Source organism: Caballeronia choica (assembly GCF_001544535.1).
Taxonomy (GTDB): Bacteria; Pseudomonadota; Gammaproteobacteria; order Burkholderiales; family Burkholderiaceae; genus Caballeronia; species Caballeronia choica.
Genome location: NZ_FCON02000001.1, coordinates 214,476 through 231,819, shown reverse-complemented (window position 1 = coordinate 231,819; position 17,344 = coordinate 214,476). Strand labels below are relative to the sequence as shown.

14 protein-coding genes are annotated in these 17,344 nt (G+C 62.5%); all 14 read right to left on the bottom strand.

Features of this window, described 5'->3' with window-relative positions:
* Positions 1-80: 80 nt before the first annotated feature.
* Positions 81-836 carry an aspartate/glutamate racemase family protein gene (locus tag AWB68_RS00985; RefSeq protein WP_087642479.1) on the bottom strand — a complete coding sequence of 252 codons (756 nt, stop codon included), beginning with the start codon at positions 834-836 and terminating at the stop codon, positions 81-83.
* A 106-nt stretch (positions 837-942) separates the two neighbouring features.
* A complete protein-coding gene (locus AWB68_RS00980) occupies positions 943-2,439 on the bottom strand; it encodes an NCS1 family nucleobase:cation symporter-1 (RefSeq protein ID WP_087642478.1) in 1,497 nt (498 codons plus the stop codon).
* 339 nt (positions 2,440-2,778) lie between these two features.
* Entirely contained in the window at positions 2,779-3,519 is a 741-nt protein-coding gene (locus AWB68_RS00975; protein WP_087642477.1) for a GntR family transcriptional regulator, read from the bottom strand.
* A 297-nt stretch (positions 3,520-3,816) separates the two neighbouring features.
* On the bottom strand, positions 3,817-4,746 hold the full coding sequence (ldcA, locus tag AWB68_RS00970; RefSeq protein ID WP_087642476.1) for a muramoyltetrapeptide carboxypeptidase: 930 nt from the start codon (positions 4,744-4,746) through the stop codon (positions 3,817-3,819).
* Positions 4,743-5,312 (bottom strand): tRNA adenosine(34) deaminase TadA, encoded by a 570-nt coding sequence (gene tadA, locus AWB68_RS00965; protein ID WP_235028140.1) that lies wholly within the window; start codon positions 5,310-5,312, stop codon positions 4,743-4,745. Before tadA ends, ldcA begins: the two co-directional genes overlap by 4 nt.
* Positions 5,309-5,701 carry a DnaJ family domain-containing protein gene (locus AWB68_RS00960; protein ID WP_087642474.1) on the bottom strand — a complete coding sequence of 131 codons (393 nt, stop codon included), beginning with the start codon at positions 5,699-5,701 and terminating at the stop codon, positions 5,309-5,311. Before AWB68_RS00960 ends, tadA begins: the two co-directional genes overlap by 4 nt.
* 236 nt (positions 5,702-5,937) lie before the next feature.
* Positions 5,938-6,720, bottom strand: coding sequence for an ABC transporter ATP-binding protein (locus tag AWB68_RS00955; protein ID WP_087642473.1), 783 nt, complete (start codon positions 6,718-6,720; stop codon positions 5,938-5,940).
* A gap of 37 nt (positions 6,721-6,757) precedes the next feature.
* Positions 6,758-7,633, bottom strand: a complete 876-nt coding sequence (locus tag AWB68_RS00950; RefSeq protein WP_087642472.1) for an ABC transporter ATP-binding protein — start codon at positions 7,631-7,633, stop codon at positions 6,758-6,760.
* A gap of 1 nt (position 7,634) precedes the next feature.
* Entirely contained in the window at positions 7,635-8,549 is a 915-nt protein-coding gene (locus AWB68_RS00945) for an ABC transporter permease (protein ID WP_087642471.1), read from the bottom strand.
* A gap of 70 nt (positions 8,550-8,619) precedes the next feature.
* Positions 8,620-9,660, bottom strand: a complete 1,041-nt coding sequence (locus tag AWB68_RS00940) for an ABC transporter permease (RefSeq protein ID WP_374729542.1) — start codon at positions 9,658-9,660, stop codon at positions 8,620-8,622.
* A gap of 30 nt (positions 9,661-9,690) precedes the next feature.
* The gene (locus tag AWB68_RS00935; protein WP_087642469.1) at positions 9,691-11,292 is read right to left on the bottom strand and encodes an ABC transporter substrate-binding protein; all 1,602 of its coding nucleotides are present in this window, start codon (positions 11,290-11,292) and stop codon (positions 9,691-9,693) included.
* Positions 11,293-11,351: 59 nt separating this feature from the next.
* Positions 11,352-11,915 carry a D-alanyl-D-alanine dipeptidase gene (gene ddpX, locus AWB68_RS00930; RefSeq protein WP_087642468.1) on the bottom strand — a complete coding sequence of 188 codons (564 nt, stop codon included), beginning with the start codon at positions 11,913-11,915 and terminating at the stop codon, positions 11,352-11,354.
* A gap of 356 nt (positions 11,916-12,271) precedes the next feature.
* Positions 12,272-14,554: a DUF2357 domain-containing protein gene (locus AWB68_RS00925; RefSeq protein ID WP_235028139.1), complete on the bottom strand. Its 2,283-nt coding sequence runs from the start codon at positions 14,552-14,554 to the stop codon at positions 12,272-12,274.
* Between the two features lie 3 nt (positions 14,555-14,557).
* Complete coding sequence (locus tag AWB68_RS00920) at positions 14,558-17,305, bottom strand: McrB family protein (protein WP_087642467.1); 2,748 nt, start codon at positions 17,303-17,305, stop codon at positions 14,558-14,560.
* Positions 17,306-17,344 lie beyond the last annotated feature (39 nt).

The window sequence follows — 17,344 nt, the reverse complement described above, 5'->3', positions numbered from 1 at the left end:
CGAATGAAAGCGGGTGAGTCGATGGTCCAGTGTAGCGAAAACGTCCTCGTGCGCCCATACAGCAGCGCAGATAGTGCGGGTCACTTGCGGTGTATGTGCTTGTCTTGCGGGCTGTAGTCGGCCAGCACGCCGTCGTAGCGTTTCGCCAGCGGGCGCGCGAAGTCGCCGCGTTTCGAAGTGTGCAATTTCAGGGCGATCAGCGCCTCGGCCCATTTGACGGCCGCCGTCACGCCTTCCACGACCGGCGCGCCGATCGCGTCCTCCACTTCGTGGCAGAACTCCGCCATGCCCGCGCAGCCCAGCACGATCGCATCCGACCCGTCTTCGTCGAGCGCCCTGCGGCATTCGTCGATGATGATGTTGCGGGCCGCCGAGCCGGGGACGTCGAGATCCAGCACCGCGACGTCGGTGGCGCGCACGTTCTTGCAGAAACGCGTCATGCCGTAGCGCTCCGCGAGATGCCATGCCATGCCGCAGGTCCGGGCCAGCGTCGTCACGACCGAGAAGCCCGGCGCGATCACGCTTGCCGCATGCATCGCGGCTTCCGCGATGCCGATCACCGGACCGTGCGCGAGTTCTCGCGCCGCGTACAGCGCCGGGTCGCCGAAGCACGCGATCACGTAGCCGTCGAAGCCCTCGCGCTCACCCGATTCGACCTCCGCGAGCATGCCGAGCGAGGCGATCGCTTCGTCGTAGTAGCCTTCTATCGACGCCGGGCCCATCGTCGGGCTGACCGCGACGATTTCCGTGCCGGGGGACACAACCTCTCTCGCGCAACGCCCCATCGATTCAGTCATTCGCTGCGTCGTGTTCGGGTTGATCAGCTTGATTCGCATCTTCCTGCTCCTTCGGTTGCTTCGGTTCCAATTGCGTTGCTACGTTGTGCCGCCGGTTTCGTCGCGCGGTGCGCTCCCGGCCGGCGGCTCTCGTGACTCTTTCAGCTTAGTTCGCAGCCTTCTTGTCCGCCAGGAACCAGTAGAACACCGCGGCCAGTCCCGCACCGATGAACCACGAGAAGTTCGCAGCGCCTTCGAGCGACGGAATCATCACGCAGAGCACCGCGATCACCGCCGCCGGCAACAGCGCCGCCACCGCACGGCGATTCACACCCTTCGTGTACCAGTAGCGGCCCGTCTCCGAAGTCGTGTACAGATCGTCCACCACGAGCTTGCCGCGCTTGACCAGGAAGAAGTCGATGACCAGCACGCCATACAGCGGTCCTATGAAGCTGCCGAGCACGTCGAGCGTGTAGTGAATCACGGCCGGGTTGTTGAACAGGTTCCACGGCGTGATGAAGATCGATGCCACCGCCGCCATCATCCCACCCATGCGCCAGCTGATGTGACGCGGTGCGACGTTCGAAAAGTCGAAAGCCGGCGACACGAAGTTCGCCACGATGTTGATGCCGATCGTCGCGATCGTGAAGGTCAGCGCGCCGAGGATCACGGCCGTCGGATGGTCGATGCGGCCGACGGTTTCCACCGGATCGGTGATCAACTGGCCGAACACCGGCAAGGTGGCTGCGGTCGTGACGACGGTGACCAGCGAGAACGCCAGGAAGTTGACCGGCAAGCCCCAGAAATTGCCGCGCTTCACGCTGCGATAGCTCTTGCAGTAACGCGAGAAGTCGCCGAAGTTGAGCATCGGGCCGGAGAAGTACGACACCACCAGCGAGATCGCCGTGATCATCACCGGCACGACTTCCATGCCGTGGTACTTCACGCCGCCAAGGTTCAGGCCGATGTTCTTCAGGCCCGCGCGCCACACCATGTAGCCCGCGAGGAGGAACATCACCACGTAGACGGCCGGGCCCGCGAAGTCGATGAACTTCTTGATCATCTCCATGCCGCGCCAGAACACCACCGCCTGCAACACCCACAGGATCATGAAGCCCGCCCAGCCGAGCGCGGACAAGCCCACGAAGCCGTACTTGTGCACGTCCGCATAAGGCATCAGTTGCGGCACGAACTTGAGCACGACGATCACGAGTGCGCTCGATGCCAGGAACGTCTGGATTCCGTACCATGCAACCGCGATCAGCCCGCGCAGCACGGCGGGAATATTCGCGCCGAGCACGCCGAACGTCGCGCGGCACGCAACCGGATACGGCACGCCCGCCTGCTGGCTGGGCTTGGCGATCAGGTTGCACAGCGCATTCACGAGCCCGATACCGATCAAGAGCGACACCAGTACTTGCCAGCTCGTCAGGCCGAGCGCGAAGAGACTGCCGGCGAACACATAGCCGCCGACGCTATGCACGTCCGACATCCAGAACGCGAAGATGTTGTACGCGCTCCAGGTCTGATGCTTGAGCGGCGCGAGGTCTTCGTTATAGAGGCGGTCGCTGTAACCGGCCGGCATATGCGGCTCGTTCCCGGACGACTGATCTTCGTAGGGTGGCAGCGCGGACTCGCTGGACGTTGCACTGAACTGGGCCATGACTTCTCCTTCATGAGAAAGGCGACTGGGGTAATGAAAATTCGACAAATGCGCGGCCCGACGCGGAAAGCGTCGATTCGGATACCTTGGCTTCTTCGCGCGGTACGCTTCGGACTTGCGAGACTCACCCAGCGGTGCTTCGACGGGCCTTGTTGCTGACCCGCCCTCGAAGCGACTCCGGGACGGTTTTCATTCGCGCTCTGGCGAGCGCCTTTTCACGGGTGCCGCACGCAGCCGTTCTGGCGCATGCGGTCATACGTCCTGCTAATTACGTGCCCTCTGATGGGGCACGGTCTCCATCTCTTCTATCGGTGCCGGTCCTGGCCGGCTTCCGAACCATCACGTGCCGAGCGCTTTGTCCCGCTCGACAGGCTTTGCAAACACTTCTCGCAGATCGACCGCGCCACGCGCCGGCCGCTCCAGCATCTTCAATTCGACATCCCGCAGATGGCCCGCCATCAGTTCGGTGGCCTTGGCTGCGTCGCCGCTGTCGAGCGCCTCGATGATCGCTTCGTGATCCTCGAACGAGCACGAACTCTTGCCGAGCGATTCGTACAGCGCCGAGATCAGCGTCGAACGCGCGACCAGCCCCGACAGACATTCGCACAGCACCGTATTGCCCGTGAGCGCCGCAAGCTCGGTATGAAACTCGCCCGAGAGACGGATCCACGATGAAAAATCATGGCTCTCGAAGGCGCGGCGTTCACGTCCGATCGTCGCGCTGATTGATTTCAGGCGCCGCGAGCCGTGTCCGCTGCAAATTCTCTCGACCACCGCCATTTCGATGATCCGGCGCATCTCGAACACTTCATGCACTTCCTGCAGCGACGGACTCGCGACGAATGCGCCGCGGTTCGGCTCCAGGTCGACGAGTCGCTCGCCCGCCAGTTGCGCGAGCGCCTGGCGCACCGTGCCGCGCTTCACCTCGAACACTTCGCACAGTTGCGCTTCGGTCAGCTTGGCGCCCGGCGCAAGACGATGCTCGAGGATCGCGGCGCGGATGTTCTCGGCGATCGACTCGGCATTCGCGTTGCCATTACCGTTGGCGTTCATTGAACCGGTCAGTTTCGGGTCGGACATGATGTGCTCGCTCGCATGTTGTACATCTTAGAACCGACATAAATATTGTCAACAATTCAATTTTGGAATTGTCGCCAATCGCGGTTGGAATGGAATTGTCACCGGTCAGAAACTCAATGCTGACAAGCCTTCCCGGCGATATGGCAACTTTTTGTCATCATTGAGCGCACTTTTTTGTCGACAATACGGCGGTCGCGAACAGCGTCCGGGTTAACTCGGAGAATGGATAAATTGACGGTTAGTTGCGTCGTGAGCATTCAAAAAAGCGCCCTCGGCGGGCGCTTCTGCCTGGCTGCTTCAGACGAGATGCGGATAGTCGCTCAACTTCATCGTGAAGCCCTGCGGCCGCGCGACGAGGTGCGCCGTTGCGCCGAACGGCAACGTCAGCAGGTTCTCGACGTGCCCGAACTGAAGCCCCGTCACGACCGGAACGCCGATCACCGCCCTCACCTGCTCCAGCATCGTGTCGAACGAATAGCCGTTGTCGTAGTCGGCGAGCCGTGCGCCGGAGAATTCGCCCATCACGAGCGCCTGCTGCCGCCCCAGAATGCCCGACTGATGCAGCTGATAAATCATCCGTTCGACGCGAAACGGGTGCTCGTTCACGTCCTCGATGAAGAGAATGCCGCCCTCCACCGGCGGCATGTACGGCGTGCCGACGAGCGACGCCAGAATCGCGAGATTGCCGCCCCACAGCATGCCGGTTGCATCGACGGATTGCTGTTGCGGCGTGTTGCCCGTCACCGTGAAGTGCGAGTGCGTGATCGCGCTCCAGAAATTCTGCATCGTGAACGTGCTCAACTGCTCCGCGCCGAAATCGCCCGCGAACATCGGGCCGCCGAAGCTCTTCAGGCCGGCGCGCGCATAGAGCGCGCACTGGATCGCGGTGAAATCGCTGTGGCCGACGATCGCGACCGGCTGGTCCGCGAGGCGCCGTTGCAGACCGTCGAAATCGAGTCCGTGCAGGATGCGCGCCGCACCGTAGCCGCCGCGCACCGCCAGCACGATATCGGGTAGGCGGCGCGACGGATCGGCGAGACGGTTCAGGTCGGCGGCGCGCTCGCCGTCGGTGCCGCCGAAACGCTGGTAGCGCCGTTTCGTCGCGTGCAGGTTTTCCAGCCGATGTCCCTGCGCACGCAAGCGCTCGAGCCCCCGCTCGACCGCCGCGGGATCGTGCGGATATCCGGAAGGCGCGACGAAATCGATGGTGCGGGGCTTGACGATCATGGGATATCGGTTCGAGTGAGGATGCCGTTTTGCGCGGCCTCGCGCGCCTTGCGCGCGTCGCGTTCCGCGCGCGCCAGTTGCCGGCGCTCGGCAAAGAAATTGCGCAGCGCCTGGCCGCATTCGTCGGCGAGCACGCCGCCGACGACCGTCGTGTGATGATTCAACCGCTCGTTCGCGAAAACGTCGACAACGCTGCCGCACGCGCCCGTCTTCGGGTCCGGCGCGCCGAACACGACCCGCGCGATGCGCGCGTGCATGATCGCGCCGGCGCACATGAGGCACGGTTCGAGCGTCACATAGAGTTCGCAGCCCGGCAGGCGGTAGTTCTGGAGCACGCGCGACGCCGCGCGCAACGCGACCATCTCCGCATGCGCCGACGGATCGTGCCCGCCGATCGGATGATTGAAGCCGGTCGCGATGACTTCGTCGCCGCGCACGAGCACCGCGCCCACCGGCACTTCGCCTGCGGCGCGCGCCGTGTCGGCCGCCTGCTGCGCCAGCGCCATGAAACGGCGATCGCGCTCGGCGGCGGCGCTCAACGAGGCTTCGGGCGCGGGGAGACTCACTCCGGCTGCTCCCCGGCGCGGTTTTGCGCACGCTCGGAGAGCCGCTCGGCGATCCGCCGCCGATATTCATGCGGCACGGTGGAACCGCCACGCAGCGATTCGAGCGCCATGTCGAGCGCCAGCATCTTCGCTTGCAGGCGGCAGCGAGCGGCGGGATCGGTGACCTTGTCGAACTCGTCCTGCAGGTCGCGCAGCGCCCGCAATTGTTCGACGGCCGGCGGCACGAAGCCGGCGTTCTTCAGAATCCGGTTCGCGACGCGGACTTCCTCGGGAACGAGGGCGTCGTCGTCGAACTGGAGGGGCGCGCCCGCGCCGGGCAAATCGTCGAACTCGCCGCGCGCGGCGGCCGCGCTGATCCGCTGTTCGACCAAAGCATCTAGCAGTTTCATCGGGGATGTCGACCGGCTTGTCGGGCGCGAAACCCGGCCGGTCTTTTGCGATTTCGTTAAAGTGGCCCTCTGGGCCGGAACGCCGTCCGTGACGCTTTTCGGGTCACATCGGGAGACATCGAAAGCCTGAGAACCCATTCTATCAGCCGACGCGCAACGCGATTCCACCAATGGCACGAACGTTCGGCACGGGTCTTGTTTGTGCAACATCCCCATGGCAGACGCCGTCTTGCCAATCAAAGCGCCGCATCCACGCCGATGACTTCCGCCACCTTCCGCTTGTAACCCTGGGTTGCCAGCAGCAGGCTGCGCGTGTACTCGTGCTGCACGTCGTTCGAGCGCACCGCGTCGATCGAAAGCTGCTCCAGCACCTCGCCGTTGCGCATCACCGCGATCCTCTGGCAGAGGAACCCGACGACCGCCAGATTATGGCTCACGAGAATCATCGTCAGCTTGCGTTCGCGATGCAGACGCCGCAGCAGATTCAGAATTTCCGCCTGCACGGAGACGTCGAGCGCGGAGGTCGGTTCGTCGAGCAAGAGGACGCGCGGCTCGACGATCAGCGCACGCGCGATCGACACGCGCTGCCGTTGTCCGCCCGACAACTGGTGCGCGTAGCGAAAGCGAAACGCCGGTCCGAGCCCGACTTCGCGCAATGCGTTCAGGATGCGCTCGTCCTCGTCGCCGATGCGGTTGATCGCGAGTGGCTCGCGCAAGGTCTGGTCGACGGTGAAGCGCGGATGCAGCGAGCCGTACGGGTCCTGAAACACCATCTGCACGTCGCGGCGAAATGCGCGGTCGATCTTCTTGCCGAGCGAATGCGCGCCGATCTGCATCGCGCCGTTTGCCAGCGGCACAAGACCGGTGAGCGCGCGCAGGATCGTCGACTTGCCGGAACCCGATTCGCCGACCAGACCGAACACCTCGCCTTCATCGACATGAAACGATGCGTCGCGGACGGCGTCGGCGTAGCCGGTCTTCGTTTTGAAGCGGATGTGGGCGTTCTGAACTTCGATCATCGTGCGGGGCTCAAGTTGGGGGAGGCAGAGCGGTTGCTTACGGCTCGGCAAACCACGCCGGATCCCGCCGCAAGGTCGGCAATTCATCCGGCGGATCGACAAGCGGCGGATTGGCCGCAAGCAGGCCACGCGTATACGGATGCTGCGCGTTCGCAAGGTCGCGCGCCGCGCAAGTCTCGACCACACGCCCGCCCACCATCACCACGACGCGGTCGCAAAACGACATCACGAGCGGCAAATCGTGGCTGATGAAGATGAGGCCGGTGTCGTGCTTTTCGATCATCTCGTCGAGGACGGCGAGCACCTGGATCGACACGAGCACATCGAGCGCGCTCGTCGGTTCGTCGGCGATCAGGAGACGCGGCCCCGCCGACACCATCATCGCGATCATCACGCGCTGCCCCATGCCGCCCGACAATTCATGCGGATACGCATCCGCGACGCGCTCCGGATTGCGGATGTGCACCGCCGCCAGCGCCGCGACGATCTTCTCGCGCATCGCACGCGCGCCGAGCTTCGGCTCATGGCGCCTGAACGCCTCGCGCATCTGCTGCGCGACCGTCATCACCGGATTGAGCGAGTACTTCGGGTCCTGCAGGATCATGCTCATCTGCGTGCCGCAGAGGCGCCGCCGCTCCCCGGGACGCATCGCCAGAAGATCGACGCCCTCGAAGCGCAACGCATCCGCCGACCATTGCGCCCCGGACGGCAAGAGGCCGAGCAATGCGCGCCCCGTGAGCGACTTGCCCGACCCGGATTCGCCGACGATACCCAGCCGCTCGCCCCTTTGCACGGTCAGCGAAATGCCGCGCACGGCATCGGTGAGCGTGCCGTCGTGCGCCGGGAAGCCGATCCGCAGGTTCTCGATCTCGCACAGCGGCGCGGGTTCTTCGACTTGAGACGCGGTCTGCATGTCAGCCTCCGTGGCGCGGATCGAAGACGTCGCGCAGACCGTCGCCGAGCAGGTTGAACGCCAGGCTCACGAACAGGATCGCGAGACCGGGGATCGTCGCGACCCACCACGCGTCGAGCAGCACGTTGCGCCCCGACGCGACCATGTAGCCCCATTCCGGACTCGGCGGCTGCGCGCCAAGCCCGAGAAACCCGAGGCCCGCGACCGCGAGAATGATGCCGGCCATGTCGAGCGTCGCGCGCACGAGCACCGACGATGAACAGAGCGGCACGATGTAGCGCAACAGGATGCGCAACGGCGACGCCCCCTGCAAGCGCGCCACGTGGATGAAGTCGGCCTGCACGAGCCGCAGTGTTTCCGCACGCGCGAGCCGGGCGTACGGCGGCCACGCGGTGATCGAGATCGCGATGACCGCGTTGAACACACCCGGCCCGAGCGCCGCCGCGAAAGCGAGCGCGAGCACGATCTTCGGGAACGCGAGCGCGACGTCGGTAAGCCGCATCAGCACCGTATCGACGAAACCGCCGCAGAAACCCGAGGTCGTGCCGATCAGCAAGCCGATCGGCACCACCAGCACCACGACGAGGATCGCGATCGATAGCGTGAGCCGTGCGCCATGCACGAGCCGCGAGAGGATGTCGCGGCCCAACTGGTCCGTGCCGAACCAGTGCGCGGCGCTGCCCGGGCGCATCAGGCGATCGGAGAGCACTTGCTGCAGCGGGTCCTGCGTGACGAGCATCGGCCCGAGCGCCGCCACGACGATCAGGATGAGCAGGATCGCGAGACCGAACATGCTCAGCGGATTGCTCGCGAAGCGCCGCCAGCGACGGTACGCGCGGCCGAGCGCCGCCTGTCTGCGCGATGCGGGCGTGTCGGTGAGAAGCCACGTTTTCCATTGCCCGCGCTTGGGGGCCATAGACCAGTCCTGGGTCGAATCGTCGGAGGGCGGAAGCATGGGCATGGGCGAGCGATATGAACCGACGATATCAGCGCGCACGCGGATCGAACACGCGATACAGCGCATCGGTCAACAGGTTCAGCGTGATGAAGGTGGCACCGATCACGAGCGTGCTGCCGAGCACCGCGTTCATGTCGGCGTTGAGCAGCGCGCCCGTCAGATACGACCCGATGCCCGGCCACGCGAACACGATCTCCGTCAGCACCGACCCTTCGAGCAGGTAACTGTACGCCAGCGCGATCACCGTCAGGAGCGGCACCGCGATATTGCCGAACGCATGGCGCCAGATCACGCGGCGCTCGGTCAGGCCCTTCGCGCGCGCGGTCGTCACGTATTCCTGGCTCAACTGGTCGAGCATGAACGAGCGCGTCATCCGGCTCAGGTACGCGATCGAATAGAACGCGAGGATGCCCGCCGGCAGCACGATATGCGAGAACGCGTTGACGAACACGTCCCACTCGCCCGCGAGCAGCGAATCGATCAGGAGACTGCCGGTTTTCGTGTCGACCATGCCATCGTAGAGCGGATCGATGCGGCCCGGGCCCGACACCCAATGCAGCCGCGCGTAGAACAGCAGGAGCCCCATCAGCGCGAGCCAGAACACCGGCACCGAACTCCCGATCAGGCCGATGAAGCGGGCCACGTGATCGATCCATCGATTGTGGCGCACGGCCGCGATCACGCCGAGCGGCACGCCGACCATCACGCCGACGATGGTCGACAGCGTCGCGAGTTCGAGCGTCGCCGGGAAGACGCGCTTGATGTCGTCGATGACAGGGTTCGCCGTCAGCAGCGACACGCCGAGATGGCCGTGCAACACGTCGCGGGCGTAGATGATGAACTGCTCGATGAGCGGCTTGTCGAGGCCGAGTTCGAGGCGCGCGGCCGCATACGCCGTCGCCGACGCGCGATCGCCGAGAATTGCGAGCACGGGATCGATCGGAATCTTGCGGCCGATGAAGAACGTGATCGCGAGCAGCCCCGTGAACGTGACGGCGAGCATCGCGACCCAGCGCGCGAAGCGCAGCGTCATGCGCACGCCGGAACGGCGCGCGGCGAGCGCGCGCATGCGGTCGAGACTCGAAAGCCCGGTCGTCACTTATTGCTTCTTCAGGTCGCGATACGAAACGAGATCGTTGATCGGCCCGACTTCGAGCCCCGTCACGCCCGGCCGCGCCGCCACCTGCGACACCTTCTGGAACATGATGACGAACGGCGACTTCGCGAGCATCTCCTTCTGCATCGCCTGGTACATCTGCGCGCGCTTTTGCGTCGACGATTCCGCGAGCGCCGCCTGCGTCTCCTTCGTCAGCTCGGGAATGTCCCACGAGTTGCGCCATGCGAGCATCTTGAATCTCGACTTGTCGGAGTTGTCCGGGTTCCAGGCGAAGCCCTGCGCGTTGCTGTGCGGATCGATGTAATCGGCAGACCATTCACCGATATAGATGTCATGCTGACGCGCGCGGTAGCGGCCGAGCGTCTGCTTGTTGTCGCTCGGCATCAACTGCACCTTGATGTTGCCGAGCGAGAGATTCGCCTGCACCGCCTGGGCGATTTCACTGTACGGATAGTCGTTGCGCACGTCCATCTTCACCGCGAAGCCGTCGGCGAGACCGGCCTTCGCGAGCAGCGCCTTCGCCTTCGCGACATCCTGGTGATACGGATTCGAATTCAGCGCGCCGAGGAAGCCTTCCGGCAAAAACGTCTGATGCACCTTGTAGGTCGTGCGGATCACATTCTTCTGGATGCCCTCGTAGTCGATCAGCCACTTCATCGCCTCCTGCACTTCCGGCTTCGCGAGATTCGGGTTCTTGTTGTTGAGTCCGAGATACATCAGCGTCGCCTGCGGGACCGAGGTCACCTTGATCTTGCCCGCCTTCGACAGCGTGTCGAGATCGTCGGGGCTCAGGTCGCGCGCCACGTCGATATCGGCGTTCTCGATCATCAGGCGCTGGCTCGCCGCCTCGGTCACGTGGCGCAGCACGATGCGCTTCATCGCGAGCGGCAGGCGGTAGCCGTCGAAACGCTGCAGCACGATGGAATCGTTGGCGGTCCACTTCACGAGCTTGTAGGCACCCGAGCCGGCCTCGTTCGTCTTCAGCCACTCGTTGCCGAAATCGTTGCCCTTCTGGTGCGACTCCGCGAGCTTGCGATCGATCACCGAAGCCGGCCATGCGCCGAGCACGTTCAGCACGAAGGTCGGCGCGTACTTTTGATCGGTGGTGATCGAGACGGTCGTGTCGTCGATCTTCTTCACGTTTTGCAACGCGTTGTCTTTCGTCAGGCCGATGCCGGCGAGCACGGCCGCCGCGCCCTTGTCGAGGAGCGCGGTGCGCTGGATCGACCACGCGACGTCGTCGGCCGTCAGCGCGTTGCCGGAGTGGAACTTGAGGCCCGGGCGGATCTTGAAGGTGAACGTGAGGCCATCGGGGCTCACCGTCCACGATTGCGCGACGTCGCCATTGAACTTCGACGGGTCCTTCAGATCGACGCGCACGAGCCGGTCGTAGGTGTTCGCGACGTATTCCTCGGGCACCAGTTCGTAGATTTCGCCTGGGTCGAGCGTGGTGAACTCGTCGAGCAAGGTTGCCATCACGAACATGTCCTTCGGGGTTGCCGCCTGGGACGTGGTGATCGTCGTGAATGCCAGCGCTGAAGCTACTCCGAGTGCCGCCAGTGCGTTGCGCAAAACCAGTTTCATAGTCGCGTTCCGTGTGTGGTGAGTTGTTGTTCCGGGGCGAATGGGCGAATGGGCGATGGTTACATCAGGCGCAGCGGGCCGCTTTCGCTGTTGTCGATCACGGGGAGGTCGTGCGAGCCCGGCAATTCGTAATGCCACCACTCGCTCGCGATATGCGTGAAACCCGCGCCGTGCATCACGCCGAGCAGCAGCGTGCGGTTGCGCTGGACGTGTTCCGGCAAGCCCGGGTGGAAGTGCTCCGAGGCCGCGACCATCGCGTCGAAGCCGGTGCCCATGTCGAGCTCGGCGTCGCTCGCGTCGACGAGCGTCAGGTCGATCGCCGTGCCGCGGCTGTGGTTCGAGCCGCGGCCGAGTTCGGCGATGTAGGTCGGGTCGGGCAGGAAGTTCCAGAGCACCTGCTGGGCTTGCGGCGGGCGGTAGGCGTCGAAGATCTTCAGTGTCGTACCGATGGTCGCGGCGATAGCGACCGCGCGGCGCAAGGCGGCTTCGGCAGGTTCGAGCAGCAAGCAATGGGCGGTTTTGTAGATCGGCTTGCCGGTGAAGTTGCGATCGGTCGCGTAGGCGAGGTCGATCTGGACGCGGTGGGTCTCGGGGGTGATTGGTAGGAGACGGGGTTGGGTCATGTCTTGTGGCAGGAAATGGAAGCTCGTGAGTCGCAATCACGAGGCGCAATATTTGAAGTCACGCTGGACAGCACCGCGAAAGCGACCTGGAACGCGCCGAATCGTGACGGCGTGTGCTTGCTCGGCAGAAGTGGATCGGCAAAACGGGCTTCGACTGTCTTCGCGAGGGAAGTCGGCATTGGCGCACTGCGTTGTAGTTTAGCTTTTTTGAGAAAGCTATTAGACAGGGCCAAAAACAGCGGCGGCAAAATGACAAATTCTATGGCTTACCCGATCTTGATAGGAACCAGTCAAATTCACGCTCGACGGTGTCAGACCGAATCTAGCTCCGGACGTCGCCACACAACCTATGCATGTCATTCCTCGAATTCGGCAAGACGCCGGAGCTCAGCCCATGAGAGCACCGTCGGCTCACCACGCAAGCGCCCCGAACGTCGGACGAACGCGTCGAGCGCGGACGAAGAAAAGCCGATGAGCCAATCTGCTCGGTCGATCCAGGTCAGTTGAACGCACCAATAGTCTCCGCGCGGTTCAGGATAGCCTGTGGCCTTCATGCCCGCACACGCCACGCATTCCGGGTCCGAAACGATACGAGCCAAGGCGAGACGCACCATCGAAGGACAATAGAGCAACAGAAGTTGGGCCTGTAGAAGTCGGGCATCGGACCGAACTCCGCCGGCCCTCCCCTCCACGCGGACGTTGTATGACTTGTTCCGCTCGATCCAGGCCCAATGTTCCGGACCTTTCACAAAACCGATCAGGACGTTCGTTTCCGGCATCGGCGCTTCGAGCAAAACGGGGTTTCGTGAACGATCACCGTAAATTTCCTCCTGCCAGTACCGCCCTCGCTCGTGCCGGGTTAGACGCGTAGCGACGTGATCGAGCACCTCATCAAGAAATCGTTTGACTGCGCTGGCGCCGCTAGTCGTCCCGTCGCTTCCCGGGCGTAGCACGAACGCGCCCAGACCCGGCAGGAGTTCATGAAACTCGGTGAAGGGAAGGCCTTTGACTTCATCGTCGCCTCCCGGGTACAAGACGTAGGCTCCAGCGGTCCTGCGTATGGCATCGCGATAGGCATGCATCTTCAAGAGGTCGGCGCGCAGCGCGCCGCCACGACGGAGATCATCGTTGGGAGCATCCGTTGGCATCGAATCGACCGGATCGTCGGCCGCGCCCAGGAGATCTTCGATGAAATCGACTCGATATTTGGCATCAAAGTGAATGACCACGGGCTCGAAACCGGCCTGCTCGCTCTCTGCGGCGTGGATCAACAGTGAATAATCGGGACGCATAGGCCTTGTCCACGATGCGATTTGCTTGCTACTCACGCCGAAGGTCCGATTGAAACACAGCTCCACCACCATGTGCCGACCCAGGCGCTCCACCTCGCCCCTCAACACCGTTTCGACACCCGACTGAAGCACCACGCTGAGTCCATCCTTGCGTGTCTTCACGAGCGGACCGAGGTCAAACGAATGACCGATCAACTCCGCCACCATCTGCGCCAACTCGATGAACGCCCAGTGTTCATAGAGCGTCGCGACGTCACGAATTCCCGCCTGATGACTCCCCTCAGCGTCTTGCCATGACAGTCGCGACGCCAGTTCGAATTCCACGTAGGCTTTGAAGACGTCGCGATACCCCTCACGTTTCTGCAATACCTGATCGTCGGCGGGAAAACGCATCATCGGCCCTAGATCGGCAAATAATTCGTGATGCAGCATGTCGTCCAGGCGAATCACCACCTCGGCAATTTCGCGGCGGCCGCGCAACGTGGCCGGCGTGCTCGTTTCGGCCAAGCGACGATCCATGTCACCCATGACCTGACGCCAATGCTCGAGCGCGAACTTGATGAACCGGTTGGGTGTCGTGTCGTGCGTCGCCTCGGATCGCCTTCGTTCCAGGCGTGAAGGGACCGATGAGATCGGACCGTCGGTCCACTTCAATCGAGAGCCCGCCCGCATCAACTGACGCGCGACTTGTGAGCCGGCACGCAAACCAACGCCGGGATGAACCCACTCGACGTTACTGTCCCAAGCCGTATGCGGTCGGCGAAGTATCTCGCGGATCGCATTCTGAAACCGTTCGCTATCGATAAGCGCCCGCAAGAATGCAAAGCGCTGATAAAGCGTGACGGCGTCGCGCGTCTCGTCTTGCTCAAAGCGCGTTCCGCTCACAGCGAAACGATCCATGACGAGCTCGGTCATCCGCTCGGCGATGTCGCGCAACATCCATTGATATTCAGACGCATAGTTTAGCTTGCGCGAACGAACTTCGATTTCCAGTCGACCGAGCACACCCGATTCGGACGCTAACTCGATCTGAACGGTGCCGGTCGCCAATCCCGGGCGCAGCCGCCCGGACCGTCCGTCCATCGTGTCGGGCTGGAAAATCTCCTCGGGGTCGGCACGCAATCGACTTACAGACGGGTCGATGCCGATCCATTCGTAACGGTATTCGTTTCCCTCGACAACTTCGATGGCGCTGATGCCGCAACTCGGTTCTGACTGGTCGTCCGAGCACCACAGTGTGTCCTGACGCGAACCTTGTCTGCGGGGTAGCACCGCGACACGGAGACGCGCTCCGATTGCGTTCGTCGAGTCGTACAACGAGGCGATGGCGGTGAAAACCGGGCGCACGACTTACTCGGTAAAACTGGCGAACTGATTCAGGCGCAGATTCTGAAGCATGCGCACGACCTTGGCATGTGCAGAGGGAAGCCGCGCGCCTGATTCGGACACCGCTTCTACTTCGAGCGTGGGTAACTTCTGGTCGGACACCAGCGATTCCGGAAGATCGCGACAATACAAGGCCAATGCCAGCAAGGGCAATTCGAGCCGGCGTCGCGAGCCGTGCAATCGTGGCAAGACCTTTTGCATGACGATCCGATCGAGGACTGTTTCCAATTCCTGCAATCCGGCCTGCTCCGCGAGCGAAGCGAATCGCAGCGCTTCATAAAACACCCGGTGTCCGAATTCGAGGTTGTAACGGCAGAGCAACTGATGTAGCTGCCGCAAGCGCGGAATGAGGTCGTCCGCGAAACTGGACGGCCGCGTGAGTTGCCAGTCGTCATCGCGGGCGATGCTCAGAAGTCCTCTCACCAGTTCGTCATCGCCCGCCGCGCAATTCATGGGCTTTCGCGCGTCAGCCGACAAATCGCCCGTCTCGACGCGAAATTCGAACGTGTTTGCGCGATCGAGGACTTTGGGTGAAAACATATACGTCGTCTCGTCGACGTTGACCGTCCCGACGATCCAGACATTGCGCGGGAATGGCACTCGCTCCTTTTCACTTCGCCCCCGCGTCCGCCAGCAACCATCGGCGCCACGAACGAGATCCGGCAGACAACGCTGCCCCGATTCCATACCCGATAGAACGTCCGACAAGTAACGCTCGACGTGCGCCAGGTTCATCTCGTCGAGCAGAAGAAGATAAGGATGATGCGGATCCGCTGCCGCCTTCAACATGAATTCCAGTGGGCCCGGCACGGACCATGCCGCCTTCCCGTCGACGTGTGGCTTCAGACCGTCCTCGTAACCGAAAAGGGCTTCGGCCCCTGTCCAGTCCGGCCGAACCGCCGCAACGTGCAGACGGCCCGCACCCAGCCATTCACCAAAGCGCATGGCAATTTGCGTCTTCCCCGATCCGGACAATCCGGTGAGGATCACGAGAGGTTTCGTGACAAGGCCGGCAATGAACGATGCGACCAGCATGTCGTGTCGTTCGCCAAATCGGACCGCTGAGTCGCTCAGCGCTTCAGCGAACGCGCGAACGGCTTCTCCGATGTCTGCCCTGAACGGTAACAAGACCTCGTTGGACTGCGACTCATGTTCGTCTTCCTGCACGCCGACATTGTTTGATGACAACACCGTCTCGTACGAGTCAATCATTTCGTCGAGTTCCCGATGTATATCGGCGATCGGCAAGGGCTCGTCGACATTGTAAGAAGCGCGGACGTAGGAATCGCCGTAACGATCGGGCTTGCGCCCATACTTCGCCTGAAACCAATCTGCAACTGTCTCGGAACCAGCAAGGCTTCCCCAGGAAATCCTGGCCGGATTTTCCTCGCTCTCACCATAGCAAAGCAAAAGTTGGCGCTCTCTCCTAAAGTAGAGCAATACTGGATTTATGCCGCGCGAGACGGACTGCCCTTCAGCAAGGAACGCAATCCAGGTAATCCGCGCGAAGTTACCTTTTCCAAAACTAACGTTGACTTTTAGGCCTCGATATTCCCGAACATATCCCTGCACGCCCAAATCCTTTCCTGCTTGCGACTGAGCCACGAACCGACCAAGCAGTTCTTCGATTTCGCTGTTGTCCCTGGGCTTCGGCTCGATCGTGAAGCCCAAGCGGCGCAATAGTCGGAACGACGACGACTCTTCGCCCCCGCTGAAGTTCGCTCGGTCGAGTGGTTCCCCGGTCGCGTACTTTACAGCGAGCGACAAAACAAGCTTCGGCGGATAGCGGTTACCGCCTGCCGTTAGATCGTAGCTCGTCGAGTGCGCACCATCCGGGATGCCTTCTTTGTCGATCTCCGCCAGGGCGCTACGTACGTGTGCCTCGGTGACGTCCTCGGTTGCAGCCGCGAACGTCTCCGTTTTCCACTCGGCGCGTAAGGGCGGAACATAGAAGTCGATCTCACTCGTGCCTTTTTCCTCTTCGAGCCGCTGGCGAATCGTCTGGATCTCCCGGTCCAACTGCAGCGGATCAAGACCGTTCAGTTCCCGCGGCGTGCGTTGCGAATAGTGATGCGCGATCGCCTTTCGGTCGGTTTGGCCGAAAATTCGCTCGAATGTATCTGGGAAAAGCATGAACAGAAGCATGTGACGAAACTGCCGCTCCTTCCAGCCCGGAACGAAGGTTAGCCACTCGTCGAATGACCAGGCATCGGCCACCAATCGCTGCTGGTCGGAACTATCCAGCGCACGGAAGGCACGGATAAAGTCGATTAGAAAGACGAGTTCACGCCACTGATTTTGATTGAACCCTGGGCCTGCGCTGCCGACGCCGCCAAGCACCTCATCCTGGAGCCAGGGAGAATCCGAGGGAAAGGGTTCGCCCGACCAGGCCCACATGGTTTCAATGGTTCGCCGTTTGTGGCCGGGACTGAGGCTGCTCGGACACAAGTACATCAACCACATCATCTCGGCCGCCAATTGCTTCGCGGAAGAGTCCACGGGTTCCAACTGCGTTTCCAGCTTGGAGAGGAAATTACCCTCGCCGACATCGAGTCTTTGAACGAAATATCGGTGGAGTGCATCGACCGCGTCGTTCGTCCAGAGCTTTGTCGTAGTCAGCACAGAGCCCTCGCCGAGCAATGCGACGTCGCGCCAGTGCGCGGCGGCATCCAGGATGGGCTTGGGGTCAACTTCTCCACAGTAACGGCTCATGCGCGTGTCAGATATCCGGAAAGAGGTCTGAAGAATACC